This window comes from uncultured Sphingomonas sp. (assembly GCF_913777625.1).
In the GTDB taxonomy this organism is placed as follows: domain Bacteria; phylum Pseudomonadota; class Alphaproteobacteria; order Sphingomonadales; family Sphingomonadaceae; genus Sphingomonas.
Window position 1 is genome coordinate 18,463 of the sequence record NZ_CAJYTI010000005.1, and the last position, 17,091, is coordinate 35,553.

Genomic DNA, 17,091 nt, shown 5'->3' on the forward strand with positions numbered 1-17,091 from the left:
CGCTCAGGCGTCGAGAATGTGCATCCACATCGGCTCGCTCGTCAGGCTCTGCGAGCCCCGCAGTTTTTCCAAGGCCTGGGCAATGCTGCGCTCCGGCGCCTCATGCGTGACGATGGCGACGAGCGCGCTGCCATCCGGGCTCACGCCGCGCTGGATCAGGCTCTCGATCGAAACCCCCGCGTCGCGCATCGCCGCCGCGATCTCCGCCAGCACGCCGACGCGATCCGCCACGGTGAAGCGCACATAGGAGCGCCCGCGGCGTTCGCCGCTGTCCGCCGCGGGCTGGGCAACCAAAGCAGTCGCCGGCATCGCATAGGGCGGGCCGAATTCGCCGCGGGCGATATCGATCAGGTCGGCGACCACGGCGCTCGCGGTCGGGCCGTCGCCCGCACCCGCGCCCTGGAACAGCAGGCGGCCGACGAAATTGCCCTCGGCCACCACCGCATTGGTCGACCCCGTGACATGCGCGAGCGGATGGCCGAGCGGCACGAGATGGGCATGGACGCGCTGGAACAGCCCGTGCGCGCCCGCGTCGGCGATGCCGAGCAGCCGGACGCGGTAGCCGAGCGTCGCCGCCTCGGCGATGTCGGCGGCGAGGATGTGGCGGATGCCGCTCGCCTTCAGGTCGCCGAACGCGGGCTGGGTGCCGAAGGCGAGGCTGGCGAGGATCGACAGCTTGTGCGCGGCATCGATGCCGTCGATGTCGAAGGTCGGGTCCGCCTCGGCATAGCCGAGCGCCTGCGCCTCGGCGAGGATCTCGGCGAAGTCGCGGCCCTCGGCCTCCATCTTCGACAGGATGAAATTGCAGGTGCCGTTGAGGATGCCGTAGACGCGGGCGATCTCGTTGGCCGCCGCGCCTTCGCGCAGGCCCTTGATCACCGGCACGCCGCCGGCCACCGCCGCCTCGAACTTGAGCGCAACGGCCGCGTCTTCAGCCGCTTGGGCCAGTTCGAGACCGTGATGCGCGATCATTGCCTTGTTAGCGGTGACGAAGCTCTTGTTCGCGCCCAGCGCCGCGCGGGCAAGCGCCAGCGCCGGGCCGTCGGATCCGCCGACCAACTCCACCACCACGTCCGCGTCCGCATGACGGGCAAGCTCGACGGGATCGTCGACCCAGTCGAAGCGCGACAGGTCGATGCCGCGATCCTTGGTGCGATCGCGGGCGGAAACGGCGACCACCTCGATGGGGCGTCCGGCGCGGCGGCTGATCAGCTCGGCATTGGCGTCGAGCAGGCGAATTACGCCGCCGCCCACGGTTCCCAGCCCCGCCAGTGCCACGCGCAACGCTTCCGCCATTCCTCGTTCCTCTTGAATCCATATGACAAGGCGGCGGCGGGACGCTTGTCGCCCTGCCGCCGCCTGTCCGTCCCTAGCGCCTTCCCTTCCCATAAGGAAAGACAGATTTTGTCGCGTCAGCAGGCCACGACGCGCTGTTTATTTCTTGATCAGCCCGATCTCGACCAGCCGCTCGTGCAGATAATCATGCGCGGTGATCGGCTCCGGATAGCGGTTCGGATTCTCGGCGCTCACGCAGCCCGGCAGCGTCTTGATCAGGAAATCGGGCGCCGGATGCAGGAAGAACGGCATCGAGTAGCGCGAATGGCCGCGCCGTTCTGCCGGCGGATTGACGACGCGGTGCGTGGTCGACGGCAGGACATGGTTGGTCAGCCGCTGCAGCATGTCGCCGACATTGATCACCATCGCGCCTTCGGGCGGCTTCACCGCCAGCCACTTGCCGTCGCGATCGAGCAGCTCGAGCCCCGCTTCCTCGGCGCCGAGCAGCAGCGTGATCAGGTTGATGTCCTCATGCGCGCCGGCCCGCACCTCGGGCGCATCGGCATCGACCGGCGGATAGTGGAGCAGGCGGAGCACCGAATTGCCGTCCTTCACCGCGGTGTCGAACCAGTCGGGTGCGAGGCCCAGATAGCGCGCCACGGCCGAGAGCAGCTTGTCGCCCGCGGTATCGAAGGCAGCGAACAGCTCGATGAAGGTCTCGCGGAACCCTGCGGGCTCGGCCGGCCAGACGTTCGGCGCCATCACGTCGGCGAAGCGGTGGCCGGCGGCCAGCTCGCGGCCGATATGCCAGAATTCCTTGAGGTCGACATGGGTCGCGCCCTTGGCGATCTCGGTCTTGAACGGGGTATAGCCGCGCGCGCCACCGCCGCCGGGGATGAAGTGGGCGCGCTTTTCCGCCTCGGGCAGGTCGAAGAACGCCTTGGTGAGGCGCCAGGCGCGCTCGATCAGCGCCTGCGGCACGCCGTGATCGCGCACCACGGCAAAGCCGAAGCGCTGGAACGACTGGCCGAATGCCTGGGCGAAGCCCTCCGGGTCGCCGGCCTGCTCATTGAGCGAAAGCACCGGAATTTCGGTGAGGGTATCCAACATCACAGTCTCCGAACGCAAAAACGCGTGGTTAGTCGTGCCGCCGCGGGGCCCGCAAGCCTGGGGACATTCCCAATGGCCGGGCAGCTGTCCCGCACCGGGCTCAGCGGCCGACCTGCATCAGCCCCTTGGTCTTGGCATCGCCCTGCGCGCTCAGCTGCAGCGCGAAGGGCTGGCCGTCATCGGTGGTGCCGATCAGATTATCGTCCTTGGTCGTCACCTTGAAGCCCTGCTTGGTCATGTTGTCGCGGAACCAGTCGCGCACCACCGTGGGTGCGGCAGGGCTCTCGAACTCGACGATCACCTGGCCATCCTTGTCGCCCTGGTTGTCGTTGACCTTGAGGTTCTTCAGCGTCGATCCGGGATAGAGCGTCACCCCGTCGATGTCGAAATTCTTCGCGTCCAGCGGCACCTTGGGCAGCGTGATCGAGCCCTGGACGCCCGGCGCCTTGATCTGGATGCGGCCATTGGCATCGGTGGAGATCACGCTGTTGCCGTCCGTATCGTTGCCGTCGAAATTGATGTTCGCGCTGCCATGGCACGCCGCCAGCGCGATCGGCAGCAACAGGGGGACGAAAAGGCGATTCATGGCGGTCTCCTGCGGCGGTTGCACCCCGCAATGTTGTTGCGCGGGCTTCCACGTCAACCGGAAAAAGGGTGACGCGGGGGAAGGCTTGGGCCATGGCCCCTGCCATGAACGCCCCGCACCTGAGCACCGCCTCGGCCGGCCAGGCCCCGTTGCGCTTCGCCGAGTTCGTCGCGCTTGCCGCCGCGCTGATGGCGCTGACCGCGCTCGGCATCGATTCGATGCTCCCCGCCCTGCCCGCGATCGGCACCAGCCTGGGTGTCGATTCGGCGAATCATCGCCAGTTCGTGATCACCGCCTTCCTGATCGGCTTCGGCACCGCGCAGCTGCTCTACGGCCCCCTGTCCGATCGCTACGGGCGGCGGCCGGTGCTGCTGATCGCGCTCGGTTGCTACGTGGTGACGAGCTGGATCGCGGCGATCTCGGGCAGTTTCGTGCTGCTGCTCGTCGCCCGCGTCGCGATGGGTACGGCGGCGGCAGGGTCGCGCGTGGTCACCGTGGCGCTGGTGCGCGACTGCTATGCCGGCCGGGCGATGGCGCGAGTGATGAGCCTCGTGTTCATCGTGTTCATGGCCGCCCCGATCTTTGCGCCGACGGTGGGGCAGATCATTCTCGCCGCCGGGGGATCGTGGCGGACGATCTTCTGGGGGATCGGCGGGATCGGCGCGCTCGTCCTCCTCTGGTTCGGGCTGCGCATGCCCGAGACGCTGGCCACCGGTGCCCGCCAGTCGATGCAGCCGGCTCGGGTGCTCGCCGACTATGGCGTGATGCTCCGCGACCGGGCGGCGGTCGGCTATACGATCGCGGCGGCGCTGCTTTCCGGCGCGTTGTTCGGATTCATCGGATCGGTCCAGCAGGTGATGGCCGACGTGTTCCACCGGCCGGAGTTGCTGACCACGGTATTCGCCTGCGTCGCCAGCACCATGGCGGTGGGATCGTTCCTCAACTCGCGCATCGTCATGCGGCTCGGCACGCGGGTGATCTCGCACACCGCTCTCACCCTGCTGACGCTGCTCGCCGCCATCCACCTCACCGTCACCGTGTTCGGGCTGGAAACGCTGTGGAGCTTCGCGGTGCTGCAGGCGCTGATGATGGCATGCTTCGGCCTCGCCACATCCAACTTCTCGGCGATGGCGATGGAGAAGATGGGCGCGATCGCCGGCACCGCCTCCAGCCTGCAGGGCTTCGTCACCACCATCGCCGGTGCGCTGATCGGCGCGGCGATCGGCCAGGCCTTCGACGGCACGACCATACCCTTGTACAGCGGATTTCTCCTCATGGGCGGCCTATCGCTCGTGGTAGTAGCGGTGACCGAGCGCGGACGGATGTTCCGCCCCAGCTGAGTCGGAACGCGGCCGGGGGCTGCGCCGTTGCGCATGCAAATCCCGGCGATTCCCGCCGGGCTTGGGAAGGAAATGGGCGATGAGCGGCATTCAGGGTCCCGCCGATGACGGCTATGACGCGGAAGGCTATGACGAGAGCCAGCGCGCCGAAATTCTCGAGGCGACCAGCGATGGCCCCGACAACGGGTCGTTGCTGACCGATCTCAACCCCGATCTGGGCGGCGGCGAGGACGATGACGACGATCTCGACGACCTCACCATGACCGATGACGAAATCGGCGAGGAAGATGACGACGCCGACGAGGATGAGGACGACCTCGACGAGGACGATATCCAGGACGATTTCGACGACGAGGATGTCGACGAGGACGATCTGGACGAGGAACTCGACGATCCGGACGACGTCGCCCTGCGGCCCTGACGCTTGACGGCATGGCGCGCGGGACCGAGGCTCCGCGCGCCATGCCCACCGACCCCCGAGTCGACGCCCATATCGAGGCCGCCGCCGACTTTGCGCGGCCGCTGCTCCTGTGGATGCGCGCGCGAGTCCACGCCGCGGTGCCGGAGGTGGAAGAGTCGATCAAATGGGCGCGGCCCGCCTTCCTGCTCGGCGGCCGCCCGTTCGCGATGATGATCGCGTTCAAGGCACATTGCAGCTTCGGCTTCTGGGAACATGCCGCCGCATCCTGGAACAAGGACAGCGAAGTCGACGCGGTCGAGCAGTTCCGTCGCGTCACCAGCTTCTCCGACCTGCCGGACGCCGCCACCTTCGAGGCCATGGCGCGCGCCGCGGCTGATCGCCTGGCCGCCGGCGGTGGCCCCAGGCGCCCGCCGCGCACGCCACGCCGTGAGCTGCCGGTGCCCCCCGAACTCGCGGCAGCGCTCGCGACCGACGATGCCGCCCGCGCCACCTTCGACGCCTTCCCGCCGAGCAGTCGGCGCGAATATTCGGAATGGATCGGCGAGGCCAAGCGCCCGGAGACCCGCGCCCGCCGTACCGAGGAAGCGATCACCTGGCTTCGCGAAGGCAAGCGCCGCAACTGGAAGTACGAGTAACGCTTGTACCGAACCGCCTGTATGGTACGTTGTATCGTACCAGTGATGGAGGAGAGGCCATGCGCAAGTTCGTACCCGCGTCCGACCCCATGCCGATCGGCGCGATCAATGTGACGCCGTTCATCGACGTGATGCTCGTGCTGCTGATCGTGATGATCCTCAGCATCCCCGTCATGACCCACAAGGTGCCGGTCGACCTGCCGCAGGGGGATCCCGGGTTCACCGACACCGCCAGCCACCGTCTCGCCATCGACAAGGACGGCGGGCTGTTCTGGGACGGCGCCCGCCTCGCCGAAGCTGCGCTGCCGGCCAAGCTTGCAGGCCTGCGCACCGATGCCGCGGTGCTGGAGCTGCAGACCGATCCCGAGACGCGCTACGACCGCTTCGACAGCGTCCTCGCCGCGATCAAGCGGGCCAACATCGTCAAGCTCGGCTTCGTCGGCAACCAGCCGCTCAAGGATTGAGGAACCGGCGCATTCGGTGGCTCGTTCGCACATTCTTGATGTGGAAGAGAACCGGATGCGCCTGATCCCTGCCCTGCTGACTAGCTGCGCGCTCGCCGCATGCTCCTCGGGCTTGCCGCCCAAGATGGACAATGCGAGCACCGACAACGCCGCAAACCAGATCTCGCAGACCGCCCCGGCCGCGACCGAACTGGCGCCGGGCAACGAACAGGTCGAACCGCTCAATCCCCCCGCCCCGGGTCAGCCCGGCGGCCTGCCCGATGATCGTACCCCGGTAAGCGAGGCCAAGTTCACGCCGGACAGCGCACAGGGCGCCGCCAATGTCGTGCAGACCTATTATGCGCTGATCGAAAGCGGCCGCTACGGTCAGGCCTGGGCGCTGTGGAGCGATGGCGGCAAGGCCTCGGGCGGTGATGCCAAGGCGTTCGCCGCACGCTTCGCACCCTATTCCGAATATCATGCCAATATCGGCGCGCCGGGCCAGATCGAGGCGGGGGCGGGCCAGCGCTATGTTACCGTGCCGGTACAGGTCTATGGTCGGCTCAAGGCGACCGGCAAGCCCTTCCACCAGCTGGGCGAAGCGACCCTGCACCGCGCCGGCGACATCGACGGCGCGACGCCGGAGCAGCGCAGCTGGCATATTCGCGCGATCAAGTTCCAGGACGATCCGGGCAAGCCGGCGCAATAGCCGCGGCTCGGAATCGCCGTTAGCATCGCCGCCATGCCGCGCTTCACGCTCTCCATCACCGCCGGTCCCGACGACATCGACATCCTCGGCCATGTCAACAATGCGGTCTGGGTCGCGTGGATCCAGGATATCGCCGGCGCACACTGGATGGCGCTGGCGACACCCGAGGAGCAGGAAACGCTGATCTGGGTCGTGACCCGGCACGAGATCGACTATCGCGGCAATGTCCGCGAGGGCGAAACGGTGACCGCCGAGACCTGGGTACCCGAGGCGCCGCGCGGCGCCCGCTTCAACCGCCATGTCCGCTTCCTCGGGCCGGACGGCAAGGTGCGGGTCGAGGCGGTCACCACCTGGGCGCTGATCGATCGTGCCTCGGGACGGCTGCTGCGCGTGCCCGCCGAACTGGGCGAGCGGTTCGTCGAGGCCACCGCCTGACGAGCCGAGTCGCCGATGCGACGAGTCGTGGTTCGCGTGGGCACTCTCTTGCCCTATCGTGCGGCCATGGTCTCCCGCCGCGTACTCCGCCCCCTTGCCGGCCTGGCGCTGCCGATGCTGCTGTCGGCCTGCCTCTTCGGCAGCGGCGGTGGGGAAAAGCACCCGGCACCCGCGCCGGCCCGTCCGCGCCCCAGCGGGCCGATCACGCTCAACGGCCCCACCCCGCGCGAGACGCAGCAATGCTTCACCGATCTCAGCCGCGCGGGCGTGCGCTACAGCCCGCTGCCCGATCGCGACTTTGGCGGCGGCTGCATCGTCCAGGGCGCGGTGCAGCTGGTCGACATCGGCGTACCGGTGGGCGGCATCAAGGGCATGCGCTGCCCGCTCGCCCGCGCCTTTACCGGCTGGGTGCAATATGCCGTGGCGCCGGCGGCGCGGCAGATCCTGGGCAGCGACTTGGTGCGGGTAGACACGTTCGGCACCTATGTCTGCCGCGCGATCGTCGGCGGCACCCAGCCGAGCAGCAAGCTGTCCGAGCACGGCCGCGCCAACGCCGTGGACGTGTCGGGCTTCGTGCTGAAGGACGGGCGGCGGATCACCATCCTGAAGGACTGGCAGAATCCCGATCCGGCGGTGCGCCAGTTCCTCGAGACGGTGCACGGATCGGCCTGCAAGCGTTTCGCTACCGTATTGAGCCCGAACTATAATTATGTCCACCGCGACCATTTTCACCTGGACATGGGCCGGGGGCCGTTCTGCGCCTGAGGCTTTCCAACCGCCCCGGATGCGCCTAATCCGCCGGTAATGAGCGATACGAGAGTCCCGTCGCGCGTCTTCCGCCCTGCCCAGCAGGAAGCCGAGACCGCCAACACCGCCACCGGCACGCCCCAGACCGAGCACCCCGCCTATCGGCTCGCCTTCCAGGACATGGACTTCCTGCTGCGCGAAGACCTGCGGCCGGTGCGCTTCCAGCTGGAGCTGCTCAAGCCGCAGCTGCTGCTCGACGAGGCGAACATCGCGTCGACCTTCGTGATCTACGGCTCGGCCCGCATCCCCGAGCCGGCCAAGGCCGAAGCCGTGCTCGCGCTCGCCGAGACCGAGCAGCAGAAGCGCATCGCCGAGAGCCTGGTCGCCAAGTCCAAATATTACGACGTGGCGCGCGAGTTGGGTCGCCTGGCCAGCAACTTCCCGCTCGATGCCGCCGGCAAGCGCCACTTCGTCGTCACCTCGGGCGGCGGTCCCTCGATCATGGAAGCGGCGAACCGCGGCGCCCGCGACGTGGGCGCGGAGACGATCGGCCTCAACATCGTGCTGCCGCACGAACAGGCGCCGAACCCCTATGTCACGCCGGGCCTGAGCATGCAGTTCCACTATTTCGCGCTGCGCAAGATGCACTTCCTGCTGCATGCCCGCGCGGTCGCCGTGTTCCCGGGCGGCTTCGGCACGTTCGACGAGAGCTTCGAGCTGCTGACGCTGATCCAGACCGGCAAGGTCGATCCGATCCCGGTGCTGTTCTACGGCAAGGAATTCTGGAACCGCGTCGTCAACTTCGAGGCGCTGTGCGACGAGGGCGTGATCTCGCCGCGCGACCTCAACCTGTTCCGCTTCTGCGAAACCGCCGAAGAGGGCTGGGAGATCGTCCAGGATTTCTGGCGGAACAAGGAAACGGCCGGGAGCTGAGTGCCCCGGCCGGCGGCCATCGCCTCTCGGGACCGGCTTAGAGCCCGAGGGCGATGGCGCTCCAATAGGTGATGCCCGCCGCGACATAGGCGAGCGCGAACAGATAGCCGATCATGAAGGACGGCCATTTCCAGCCGTTGGTCTCGCGCCGGGTGACCGCGATCGTCGAGATGCATTGCGGCGCGAAGACGAACCACATCAGGAAGGCGAGCGCGCTCGGCAGGCTCCAATGCTTCTGGAGCTGCTGCTGGATCGAGGCCTTGCCCGAATCGTCATCGGCATTGTCGATCGCATAGACGGTGCCGATCGCTGCCACCGCCACTTCGCGCGCGGCCATCGCCGGGATCACCGCCAGCGCCATGTCGCGGTTGAAGCCGATCGGCGCCACGATCTTCTCCAGCCCGTTGCCGATCCGCCCGGCGATCGAATAATCGACCTTCGAGATGCCGCTGCCCTCGGGCGGCTTGGGGAAGCTCAGGAGCGCCCAGAGGATCACCGTGGTGTAGAGGATGATCGTGCCGGCGCGCTTGAGGAAGGTCAGCGCGCGCTGCCAGAGGCCCAGCAGCACGTCGCGCAGGCTCGGCCACTGATATTTGGGCATCTCCATCATGAAGCCCGAGGTCGCGCCCTTGGTGACCGTGCGGCGCAGGACCAGCGCGACGGCGAAGGCGCCGAGGATGCCGAGAATGTAGAGCGCGAACAGCACCAGCCCCTGCAATCCCATGCCCGGCAAAATCGCCCGATCGGGGATCAGCGCGCCGATGATGATGGTATAGACCGGCAGGCGCGCCGAACAGGTCATCAGCGGCGCGATCAGGATGGTGGTCAGCCGGTCCTTCTCGTCAGCGATCGTGCGCGTCGCCATGATCCCCGGCACCGCGCAGGCAAAGCTGGAGAGGAGCGGGATGAACGCGCGGCCGGACAGCCCCACGCTCGCCATCACCCGGTCCATCAGGAAGGCGGCGCGAACCATGTAGCCGGTCGCCTCCAGCACCAGGATGAAGGCGAACAGGATCAGGATCTGCGGCAGGAATACCACCACCGCGCCGACGCCCGCGATCACGCCGTCGACGATCAGCGATCGGAATACCCCGTCCGGCAGCGCGGCCCCGACCTCGGTGCCGAGCCACTTCATCCCGTCCTCGATGAAGCCCTTCGGCACCTCGGACCAGGCGAACACCGCCTGGAACATCAGGAACATCGTCGCCAGCAGGATGATCGGCCCGGCGACGGGGTGGAGGAACAGCGCGTCCAGCCGGTGCGTCCAGCGGCGCGCGGCGGTTTCGGAGATCGTGACGGCAGTGGCGATCTGGCGGGCGCGACGCTGGAGCAGAACGATGTCGTGCTGCACGCTGGGGGAGGGGCGGATCTTGGTCACGCCCTTCACCATCTCGGCCATGCGATCCTTGAGCGCATCAAGGCCGCGACGCCGCACCGCTACGGTGGCGACCACCGGCACGCCCAGCTCGCGCTCGAGCGCTTCCGGATCGAGCTTCAACCCGTCGCGCTCGGCCAGGTCGACCATGTTGAGCGCCACCACGATCGGCAGCCCCAGCGCGATCAGCTGGAGCGTGAAGCGGAGGTGGTTGTCGAGGTTCGACGCGTCGATCACCGTGAGGATCGCGTCCGGCAGCCGCTCGCCCTGCTGGCGGCCGAGCAGCACGTCACGGGTCACCTGCTCGTCGGGGCTGGCGGGATCGAGGCTGTAGGCGCCGGGCAGGTCGATCAGCTCGATCGGGCGGCCATCGGGCAGCGCCATGCGGCCGGAATGGCGCTCGACGGTGACGCCGGGATAATTGCCCACCTTCTGCCGCGCGCCGGTGAGTGCGTTGAACAGCGCGCTCTTGCCGGCATTGGGATTGCCGACCAGCGCAACCAATGGCGTGGTGTTCATGCGTGCCTGGCCAGCGGCGTCACATGAATGGCGGCAGCGACATGGCGGCGAAGCGCGACCGTCATCCGGCCGATGCGGCAGGCAAGCGGGCCGCCGAAGATTCCGGAGCGGTGGAGCAGTTCCACCTCGACGCCTTCGTCCAGGCCCAGTTCGCGCAGACGCCGCGCCTCGGGTTCGGCGAGCCGGTCCCAGTCGACGCCAGCAACGGTACCGGGAGCATGGCGATGCAGCTGGGCAAGGCGTACGGGCACGGGAATCGCAGCGCTGGCGTTCATGCTGCGAGTGATTATCAATTACTTGGCCGGATTGCTAGCGCGAAAACGCGCAGACACTGCGCGGCGGAGCGATGCCCGCCGCGCCGCGCTCCTTATTGGTAGCCGCCTTCTTCCTCGCGTTCCTCGGCGGCGTCCTTCTGGGCTTCTTCCATCGCTTCGGCTTCGTCGTCCTGCGGCTTCTGCTGTTCGGGATCGTGACTCATGCGGGGCCTCCTAGGGTTGCCCCCGATCAACGAAGCGGCAGGCCAAAGGGTTCGGCGCTCAGCCGAGCCGCCGGATCAGCTCCTGCGCACCGGCCGGCGCGCGCACCTTGCCGCCATGGATGAAGAAGACGAAGGTCTCGCGCGGCTGCACCGGTGCCAGCTCGGTCGCGAAGGTCGGCAGTCCCTTCGGCTGGCCGCCTGCCGCCCAGATCCTGGCCGCTTCCACCCAGCGGGGCAACGCGGCTTCGGGATAGCAGAAGGGGTTGTCGTCCTCACCCGCCTCGAGCCGTGCGTAGACGAAGTCGCCGCTGACATCGGCAATGGCGGGATATTGGGGCGAATCCGCAAAGACGATGCCGACGCCGGCTGCGCGGCACAGCGCGACGAACGCGGGCGTCTGGAAACTCTCGTGGCGCACCTGCACCGCGTGGCGCAACGTCACCCCGTCCTGCGTCGCGGGCAGCAGCTTGAGGAACACACCGAAATCCTCCGCGTCGAACTTTTTCGTCGCCATGAACTGCCAGAAGATCGGGCCGAGCTTGTCGCCCAGCTCGGTGAGCCCCTGGCCGCAAAAGCGCGCGATCGATTCGCCCGCCTCGGCGAGCACCTTGCGGTTGGTGACGAAGCGCGAGCCCTTGACGGTATAGACAAAGCCTTCGGGTGCCGCCGCCGCCCACCCGGCGAAGCTCGCCGGCTTGAAGGTGGAATAATAGGTGCCGTTGATCTCGATCGCGGTGAGCGCGGCCGCGGCATATTCCAGCTCGCGCTTCTGCGGCAGCTTGTCGGGATAGAAGGTGCCGCGCCACGGCTCGAAGGTCCAGCCGCCGATGCCGACGCGGATGGGGGCGGGAGAATCGGACAGGGTGTCTCTCCTAAGACCATGGCACGACTCGCCATTTTGCAGCGCCTTAGTATCGTGGAGGACCATGTCGCGAAACCTCAGCCCCGCTCCCGACCAGCGCCTCGCCGACCAGGCCTATTCGCGCATCGTCGAAATCATCCTCGATGGCCTGGGCATCGGCGACCGGCTGCCGTCCGAATCGCGGCTGGCGGAAAGCTTCGGCATGTCGCGCACCGTGGTGCGCGAGGCGCTGGTGCGGCTGGCGGCGGACGGCATCACCGAGGCGCGGCGCGGCGCCGGCTCCTATGTCATGCGCCGCCCCTCGCTGCGGCTGGGCGCGCACATGGCGTTCGACGAACTGTCGGCGACGCTCGGCACCTATGAAGTGCGGTTCGCGCTCGAATCAGAAGCCGCCCGCCTGGCGGCCCGTCGCCGCTCGCCCGAACAGATGGCCGAGATCGAAACGGCGATGACCGATCTGCGCAAGGCACTGCTCTCGAGCGACCCCGCGCATGACGAGGATTGGCGGCTGCACCGCGCGATCTTCCGCGCCACCGCCAACCCCGCGTTCGAAAAGGCGTTCGAGCATCTCCACGAGGAAACGATGCGAATCATGCGCGCCGGCGTCGACATCGCCCGCCTGCGCGAAGCCGAGCCGATCGCGGCGATGGTCCGCGAGCACGAGACGATCGTCCAGGCGATCCGCGCGCAGGATGCGGATGGCGCGGCGCTCGCGATGCGCTGGCACTTGTCGGAAGGGAGAAAAAGGCTGATGCCTTGAAACCGACGGCACAGTCGCTGGTTGGCGACTGGAGCGGGCGAAGGGATTCGAACCCTCGACCCCAACCTTGGCAAGGTTGTGCTCTACCCCTGAGCTACGCCCGCTCTGGCGTCTTGGCCGGGAGCGTTTCGAAGCGCTCTCGGCGGGTGAGGCGCGCCAACTAACAGCGGCCTTTGCAGTGCGCAACCCCCAATTTGCACTTTTTGGAAAAGGCTTGGCGGTTGGGCCCCGAACGCCCAAATAGGAGCCGACCCGCCCAGGCCCCTATACGAGGTGCCGGCACCCGCAGATCGCTTAAGGAGCGCATTTTGGCCACGCTTGGTATGAGCCCCGCCGACAAACAGGCCGTCGACGCCTTTCGAAAAGACGTTGTCGAGCCGTCGATGTCGAAGCTCGTCATCCTCGATTTCTGGGCAGAATGGTGCGGCCCCTGCAAGGCGCTGGGGCCGGTGATCGAGAAGGTCACCAGCGAATACGCGCCCAAGGGCGTGCTGCTGGTCAAGATCGACGTCGACAAGAACAAGTTCATCGCCAGCCAATTCCAGGTCCGCTCGATCCCGACGGTCTATGCGATGTTCCAGGGCCAGCTGGTCGCCGACCTGACCAGCGCGCGGACCGAATCGCAGCTGCGCACGATGCTCGACCAGATTCTCCGCCAGCTGCCGATCAGCGGCGAGGAAGCCGAGGCCGAGGCCGAACTCGAACCGCTGATCGCGATGGGCGAGCAGGTACTGAGCGACGGCGATGCCGAGCGTGCCCTCGCCATCTTCGATCAGATCGCCGAGATGGCGCCCGATCATGCTGCCGTCGCCGCGGGCCGCGTCCGCGCGCTGACGACGCTTGGCCGGCATGACGAGGCGCAGGCGGCGCTCGATGCGATCCAGGGCGATGCGGCCAAGGCGCCCGAGGTTGAGCGCGCCCGCGCCGCACTGAGCCTCGCCCGCGAAGCGCAGCCGGTCGGCGATCTGGCGGGTCTTGCTGCGCGGGCCGCCGCGAATCCGGAAGACATGGAGGTGCGCTACGAACTCGCCGGTGGCCAGATGGCCGCAGGCGACCGCGAGGCTGCGGCCGCGACGCTGCTCGCCATGGTGCGCGACGATCGCGCGTGGAACGAGGGCGCCGCCCGCCAGCGGCTGCTCAAGCTGTTCGAGGTCGTCGGGCTCGAGGATCCGTGGGTCGCCGCCCAGCGTCGCAAGCTCTCGCAGATCCTGTTCGGATGAAGACGACGCGGCTTTCGGTGTTTCCGCTGGCAGGTGCGCTGCTGTTTCCGCGCATGCACCTGCCGCTCCACATCTTCGAGCCGCGCTACCGCGCGATGGTCTCCGAGGCCCTCGCGCGCGACCGGCGCATCGGCATGGTCCAGCCGCGCGACGACCGCGATCCGCCGACGCTGTTCGATGTCGGCTGCGTCGGCCGGATCGCCGATGTCGAGGCGCTCGACGACGGGCGCTTCAACATCGTGCTGGAGGGGCTGAGCCGCTTCACCATCGTCCGTGAGCTGGAAGTGGGCACGCCGTTCCGCCAGGTCGAGGCCGCGCTGGAAGTGGTGGGCGAAGCCGAATCGCTATCGCTCGCCGGTCGCGCTTCGATCGAGATGGAGGCACGGCGCTTCGCCGATGGCCTGGGCTATATGGTCGACTGGGAAGCGGTGACGCGGCTCGACGATGAATCGCTGGTCAACGGCATCGCCCAGATCGCGCCGTTCGACGCCGCCTCGAAGCAGGCGCTGCTGGAGGCGCCGCGGCTTGCCGACCGTGCGGAGCTGATCGTCCAGCTGATGCAGTTTTTCGGCCGCCACGGCGAGGACAGCGCGACGCTGCAGTGATCTGCCCGTTTTTCGGGCAACTGCGCGTCGCAAAATTCACCAGTTCGTAATAAATTGCGCCCGAAAACGCACAGTCGCTCTGTGCGTTCCGTTTGGCACGCCCCTTGCTGAATGGTCTGGTGGGACAACCGCCAGAGGGGGCGACATGAAGCTCATCATCGCCATCATCAAACCCTTCAAGCTCGACGAGGTGCGCGAGGCGCTCACCACCGTCGGGGTGACGGGCATGACCGTGACCGAAGTGAAGGGGTTCGGCCGCCAGAAGGGCCAGACCGAAATCTATCGCGGCGCCGAGTACAGCACGAACATGGTGCCGAAGATCAAGATCGAGGTCGCCGTGGGAAGCGATCTCGCCGACCGCGCCGTGGAAGCGATCCAGGCTGCGGCCAGCACCGGCGCGATCGGTGACGGCAAGATCTTCGTTCTCGACATGGGCCAGGCCGTGCGCATCCGCACCGGCGAAACCGACGAGACGGCGCTGTGAGCAAGGGGGTAGCAATGAAGCAAGGATGGAAGACCGCCGGGCTTGCGCTCGGCGCGGCCGCGCTGGTCGCGGCGATGCCCGCCTGGGCGCAGACCGCAGCCATGGTCAAGGCACCTACCGTCGCCCAGCAGGCGACGATGGTGAACAAGGGCGACACCGCCTGGATGCTGATCTCCTCGGCGCTCGTGCTGATGATGTCGGTGCCGGCGCTGGCGCTGTTCTATGGCGGCCTGGTCCGCACCAAGAACATGCTCTCGGTGCTGATGCAGGTGTTCATGATCGTCTCGGTCGCGGCCCTGGTCTGGGTCAGCTGGGGCTATTCGATCGCCTTCACCGGCGGAAATCCGTTCTTTGGCGGCCTTTCCAAGGCGTTCCTGATCGGGGTGAGCGCGAATACCTATTCGGCGACCTTCTCGAACAACGTCTACATTCCCGAATTCGCCTATGTCTGTTTCCAGATGACCTTCGCCTGCATCACGCCGGCGCTGATCGTCGGTGCCTTTGCCGAGCGCGTGAAGTTCACCCCGCTGATCATCTTCACCGTGCTGTGGATGACGCTGGCCTATTTCCCGATCGCGCACATGGTGTGGTACTGGGCGGGCCCGGACTTCCTGGTCGACTCGCCCAAGGATGCGGGCTTCCTCTATTCGCTCGGCGCGCTCGACTTCGCCGGCGGCACCGTCGTCCACATCAATGCGGGCATTGCCGGCCTGGTCGGCTGCCTCGTGATCGGCAAGCGCGTGGGCTTCAAGAGCGAGCCGATGCCACCGCACTCGCTGACCATGACCATGATCGGCGCATCGCTGCTGTGGGTGGGCTGGTTCGGCTTCAACGCCGGTTCCAACCTCGAATCGAACGGCGTGACCGCGGTTGCCTTCATCAACACCTTCGTCGCCACTGCCGCTGCCGCGGTCAGCTGGGCCGTGATCGAGCAGGTCGTGCACAAGAAGCCGTCGCTGCTGGGTGGCGTGACCGGTGCGGTCGCGGGCCTCGTCGCGATCACCCCGGCCTCGGGCTATGCCGCGCCGATGACCTCGATCGTGCTCGGCCTGGTCGTGTCGCCGGTCTGCTTCTTCTTCGTCACCACCGTGAAGAACAAGCTCAAGTATGACGACTCGCTCGACGTGTTCGGCGTGCACTGCATCGGCGGGATCCTGGGCGCCCTCGGCACCGCGATCGTCGCCAACCCGGCGCTCGGCGGCCAGGGCGTGATCGACTACACCAAGTTCCCGTCGGTCGTGGCGCCCAGCTACGACACGCTGGGCCAGCTGATCATCCAGGCCGAAGCGGTGGCGCTGACCCTGGCCTGGTCGGGCGGTGTCTCGGCCATCCTGTTCCTGGCGCTCAAGTTCACCATGGGCATCCGCCCCTCGAAGGAAGTCGAAGTCGAAGGGCTCGACATCAACGAGCATGGCGAGCGCGCGTACAACTACTGACGAAATCGGGCGCCGCGGGATCCTCTCCTGCCGCGGCGCCCCACCGAGGTTCCTCCTGCGGACAACTGGGCTGGTGGGCAACCACCAGCCCATTTTTTGTACGTGGGAGAGTGAGACCCTCCCCCGAAGGGGGAGGGAGACCGCCGCCGGAGGCGGTGGTGGAGGGGTGTCCCCGCTGGGGATGCAGGGCTCCGTTTCGTGCGGCGACGCCCCTCCGTCGCGCTTACGCGCGCCACCTCCCCTTACAGGAGAGGATTTAGGACGTTACTTGCCCGCCAGCTGCGCCAGTGCCGGGCGGATGCCGGACAGGTCGTAGCCGGCACCCGCGCCCTTCTCGACCAGCGCGTCGGGCTCGCCGCCCTTGTACGCGGTGGCCAAAGCCCAGAGGTTGCACGAGCGGGTGCCCGAGCGGCAGTACGCCAGCACCGGCCCGTCGACCGAGGCCAGCGCCTCCGCCATCGCCTCGACCTGCGCCATCGAGAAGCCGCCCGGCGTCACCGGGATCGCGGTATAGCCCAGCCCCGCCGCCTCCGCCGCCTCGGCGATTTCCGCGCCGGTCGGCTGGCCGAACTCCTCGCCTTCGGGTCGATTGTTGATGATGTGGACGAACCCCGCGGCGGCCAGTGCCGGCACGTCCTCGGGCCGGATCTGCGGGGCCACCGAGATGCGGTCGTCGATCTTGTTGGGCATGGCAGGTCCTCCTCGTGATTGCAGCGCG

Annotated in this window: 20 protein-coding genes and 1 tRNA gene; 13 read left to right on the top strand and 8 right to left on the bottom strand. The window is 67.4% G+C overall.

Annotated elements, in window-relative coordinates:
• Positions 1 to 3 precede the first annotated feature (3 nt).
• The 3 genes from QZ814_RS02385 to QZ814_RS02395 form a co-directional block, all read right to left on the bottom strand.
• Positions 4 to 1,296, bottom strand: a complete 1,293-nt coding sequence (locus tag QZ814_RS02385; RefSeq protein ID WP_294329481.1) for a homoserine dehydrogenase — start codon at positions 1,294 to 1,296, stop codon at positions 4 to 6.
• A gap of 138 nt (positions 1,297 to 1,434) precedes the next feature.
• Entirely contained in the window at positions 1,435 to 2,385 is a 951-nt protein-coding gene (locus tag QZ814_RS02390) for a 2-oxoglutarate and iron-dependent oxygenase domain-containing protein (protein WP_294329482.1), read from the bottom strand.
• A 100-nt stretch (positions 2,386 to 2,485) separates the two neighbouring features.
• Entirely contained in the window at positions 2,486 to 2,971 is a 486-nt protein-coding gene (locus tag QZ814_RS02395; protein ID WP_294329483.1) for a hypothetical protein, read from the bottom strand.
• 104 nt (positions 2,972 to 3,075) lie between these two features.
• Between QZ814_RS02395 and QZ814_RS02400 the strand changes: the two genes are divergently transcribed.
• The 8 genes from QZ814_RS02400 to QZ814_RS02435 all read left to right on the top strand — a co-directional run bounded on the left by QZ814_RS02400 (position 3,076) and on the right by QZ814_RS02435 (position 8,634).
• Positions 3,076 to 4,311, top strand: a complete 1,236-nt coding sequence (locus QZ814_RS02400; protein WP_294329484.1) for a multidrug effflux MFS transporter — start codon at positions 3,076 to 3,078, stop codon at positions 4,309 to 4,311.
• A gap of 79 nt (positions 4,312 to 4,390) precedes the next feature.
• Positions 4,391 to 4,732, top strand: coding sequence for a DNA primase (locus tag QZ814_RS02405; protein ID WP_294329485.1), 342 nt, complete (start codon positions 4,391 to 4,393; stop codon positions 4,730 to 4,732).
• Positions 4,733 to 4,773: 41 nt separating this feature from the next.
• On the top strand, positions 4,774 to 5,367 hold the full coding sequence (locus QZ814_RS02410; RefSeq protein ID WP_294329486.1) for a YdeI/OmpD-associated family protein: 594 nt from the start codon (positions 4,774 to 4,776) through the stop codon (positions 5,365 to 5,367).
• A 59-nt stretch (positions 5,368 to 5,426) separates the two neighbouring features.
• Complete coding sequence (locus tag QZ814_RS02415; RefSeq protein ID WP_294329487.1) at positions 5,427 to 5,831, top strand: biopolymer transporter ExbD; 405 nt, start codon at positions 5,427 to 5,429, stop codon at positions 5,829 to 5,831.
• Between the two features lie 55 nt (positions 5,832 to 5,886).
• Positions 5,887 to 6,519, top strand: a complete 633-nt coding sequence (locus tag QZ814_RS02420) for a hypothetical protein (RefSeq protein ID WP_294329488.1) — start codon at positions 5,887 to 5,889, stop codon at positions 6,517 to 6,519.
• 33 nt (positions 6,520 to 6,552) lie between these two features.
• Complete coding sequence (locus QZ814_RS02425; RefSeq protein ID WP_294329489.1) at positions 6,553 to 6,954, top strand: acyl-CoA thioesterase; 402 nt, start codon at positions 6,553 to 6,555, stop codon at positions 6,952 to 6,954.
• Positions 6,955 to 7,020: 66 nt separating this feature from the next.
• The gene (locus QZ814_RS02430) at positions 7,021 to 7,719 is read left to right on the top strand and encodes an extensin family protein (RefSeq protein WP_294329490.1); all 699 of its coding nucleotides are present in this window, start codon (positions 7,021 to 7,023) and stop codon (positions 7,717 to 7,719) included.
• 39 nt (positions 7,720 to 7,758) lie between these two features.
• Positions 7,759 to 8,634 carry an LOG family protein gene (locus tag QZ814_RS02435; protein ID WP_294329491.1) on the top strand — a complete coding sequence of 292 codons (876 nt, stop codon included), beginning with the start codon at positions 7,759 to 7,761 and terminating at the stop codon, positions 8,632 to 8,634.
• A 37-nt stretch (positions 8,635 to 8,671) separates the two neighbouring features.
• Here the strand turns inward: QZ814_RS02435 and QZ814_RS02440 are convergent, their stop codons facing one another.
• From QZ814_RS02440 to QZ814_RS02450, 3 genes are all read right to left on the bottom strand, one after another.
• Complete coding sequence (locus QZ814_RS02440; protein ID WP_294329492.1) at positions 8,672 to 10,528, bottom strand: ferrous iron transporter B; 1,857 nt, start codon at positions 10,526 to 10,528, stop codon at positions 8,672 to 8,674.
• A complete protein-coding gene (locus tag QZ814_RS02445) occupies positions 10,525 to 10,803 on the bottom strand; it encodes a FeoA family protein (protein ID WP_294329493.1) in 279 nt (92 codons plus the stop codon). Before QZ814_RS02445 ends, QZ814_RS02440 begins: the two co-directional genes overlap by 4 nt.
• Before the next feature lie 261 nt (positions 10,804 to 11,064).
• Positions 11,065 to 11,868: a DUF72 domain-containing protein gene (locus QZ814_RS02450; protein ID WP_294329570.1), complete on the bottom strand. Its 804-nt coding sequence runs from the start codon at positions 11,866 to 11,868 to the stop codon at positions 11,065 to 11,067.
• A 64-nt stretch (positions 11,869 to 11,932) separates the two neighbouring features.
• On the opposite strand from QZ814_RS02450, the gene QZ814_RS02455 reads away from it, so the two are divergent.
• A complete protein-coding gene (locus QZ814_RS02455; RefSeq protein WP_294329494.1) occupies positions 11,933 to 12,628 on the top strand; it encodes a FadR/GntR family transcriptional regulator in 696 nt (231 codons plus the stop codon).
• Positions 12,629 to 12,657: 29 nt separating this feature from the next.
• Here the strand turns inward: QZ814_RS02455 and QZ814_RS02460 are convergent.
• Positions 12,658 to 12,732, bottom strand: a tRNA-Gly gene (locus QZ814_RS02460).
• A 219-nt stretch (positions 12,733 to 12,951) separates the two neighbouring features.
• On the opposite strand from QZ814_RS02460, the gene QZ814_RS02465 reads away from it, so the two are divergent.
• The 4 genes from QZ814_RS02465 to QZ814_RS02480 all read left to right on the top strand — a co-directional run bounded on the left by QZ814_RS02465 (position 12,952) and on the right by QZ814_RS02480 (position 16,373).
• Positions 12,952 to 13,848 (top strand): tetratricopeptide repeat protein, encoded by an 897-nt coding sequence (locus QZ814_RS02465; RefSeq protein ID WP_294329571.1) that lies wholly within the window; start codon positions 12,952 to 12,954, stop codon positions 13,846 to 13,848.
• A complete protein-coding gene (locus tag QZ814_RS02470) occupies positions 13,845 to 14,453 on the top strand; it encodes an LON peptidase substrate-binding domain-containing protein (RefSeq protein ID WP_294329496.1) in 609 nt (202 codons plus the stop codon). The genes QZ814_RS02465 and QZ814_RS02470 overlap by 4 nt, the downstream gene beginning before the upstream one ends.
• A 145-nt stretch (positions 14,454 to 14,598) precedes the next feature.
• The gene (locus QZ814_RS02475) at positions 14,599 to 14,937 is read left to right on the top strand and encodes a P-II family nitrogen regulator (RefSeq protein WP_010542740.1); all 339 of its coding nucleotides are present in this window, start codon (positions 14,599 to 14,601) and stop codon (positions 14,935 to 14,937) included.
• 14 nt (positions 14,938 to 14,951) lie between these two features.
• Positions 14,952 to 16,373 (top strand): ammonium transporter, encoded by a 1,422-nt coding sequence (locus QZ814_RS02480; protein WP_294329497.1) that lies wholly within the window; start codon positions 14,952 to 14,954, stop codon positions 16,371 to 16,373.
• Between the two features lie 264 nt (positions 16,374 to 16,637).
• Here QZ814_RS02480 and QZ814_RS02485 read toward each other — a convergent pair whose 3' ends face one another.
• Positions 16,638 to 17,063: a TIGR01244 family sulfur transferase gene (locus tag QZ814_RS02485; RefSeq protein WP_294329498.1), complete on the bottom strand. Its 426-nt coding sequence runs from the start codon at positions 17,061 to 17,063 to the stop codon at positions 16,638 to 16,640.
• Positions 17,064 to 17,091: the final 28 nt, after the last annotated feature.

Excerpts from the sequence above, each read along its gene's own strand:
- QZ814_RS02435 (WP_294329491.1), top strand. The coding sequence starts at position 7,759 with ATGAGCGATACGAGAGTCCCGTCGCGCGTCTTCCGCCCTGCCCAGCAG.
- QZ814_RS02440 (WP_294329492.1), bottom strand. The coding sequence starts at position 10,528 with ATGAACACCACGCCATTGGTTGCGCTGGTCGGCAATCCCAATGCCGGC.
- QZ814_RS02410 (WP_294329486.1), top strand. The coding sequence starts at position 4,774 with ATGCCCACCGACCCCCGAGTCGACGCCCATATCGAGGCCGCCGCCGAC.
- QZ814_RS02420 (WP_294329488.1), top strand. The coding sequence starts at position 5,887 with ATGCGCCTGATCCCTGCCCTGCTGACTAGCTGCGCGCTCGCCGCATGC.
- QZ814_RS02430 (WP_294329490.1), top strand. The coding sequence starts at position 7,021 with ATGGTCTCCCGCCGCGTACTCCGCCCCCTTGCCGGCCTGGCGCTGCCG.
- QZ814_RS02390 (WP_294329482.1), bottom strand. The coding sequence starts at position 2,385 with ATGTTGGATACCCTCACCGAAATTCCGGTGCTTTCGCTCAATGAGCAG.
- QZ814_RS02395 (WP_294329483.1), bottom strand. The coding sequence starts at position 2,971 with ATGAATCGCCTTTTCGTCCCCCTGTTGCTGCCGATCGCGCTGGCGGCG.
- QZ814_RS02465 (WP_294329571.1), top strand. The coding sequence starts at position 12,952 with ATGAGCCCCGCCGACAAACAGGCCGTCGACGCCTTTCGAAAAGACGTT.
- QZ814_RS02485 (WP_294329498.1), bottom strand. The coding sequence starts at position 17,063 with ATGCCCAACAAGATCGACGACCGCATCTCGGTGGCCCCGCAGATCCGG.
- QZ814_RS02475 (WP_010542740.1), top strand. The coding sequence starts at position 14,599 with ATGAAGCTCATCATCGCCATCATCAAACCCTTCAAGCTCGACGAGGTG.
- QZ814_RS02470 (WP_294329496.1), top strand. The coding sequence starts at position 13,845 with ATGAAGACGACGCGGCTTTCGGTGTTTCCGCTGGCAGGTGCGCTGCTG.
- QZ814_RS02480 (WP_294329497.1), top strand. The coding sequence starts at position 14,952 with ATGAAGCAAGGATGGAAGACCGCCGGGCTTGCGCTCGGCGCGGCCGCG.
- QZ814_RS02445 (WP_294329493.1), bottom strand. The coding sequence starts at position 10,803 with ATGAACGCCAGCGCTGCGATTCCCGTGCCCGTACGCCTTGCCCAGCTG.
- QZ814_RS02455 (WP_294329494.1), top strand. The coding sequence starts at position 11,933 with ATGTCGCGAAACCTCAGCCCCGCTCCCGACCAGCGCCTCGCCGACCAG.
- QZ814_RS02385 (WP_294329481.1), bottom strand. The coding sequence starts at position 1,296 with ATGGCGGAAGCGTTGCGCGTGGCACTGGCGGGGCTGGGAACCGTGGGC.
- QZ814_RS02415 (WP_294329487.1), top strand. The coding sequence starts at position 5,427 with ATGCGCAAGTTCGTACCCGCGTCCGACCCCATGCCGATCGGCGCGATC.
- QZ814_RS02405 (WP_294329485.1), top strand. The coding sequence starts at position 4,391 with ATGAGCGGCATTCAGGGTCCCGCCGATGACGGCTATGACGCGGAAGGC.
- QZ814_RS02400 (WP_294329484.1), top strand. The coding sequence starts at position 3,076 with ATGAACGCCCCGCACCTGAGCACCGCCTCGGCCGGCCAGGCCCCGTTG.
- QZ814_RS02425 (WP_294329489.1), top strand. The coding sequence starts at position 6,553 with ATGCCGCGCTTCACGCTCTCCATCACCGCCGGTCCCGACGACATCGAC.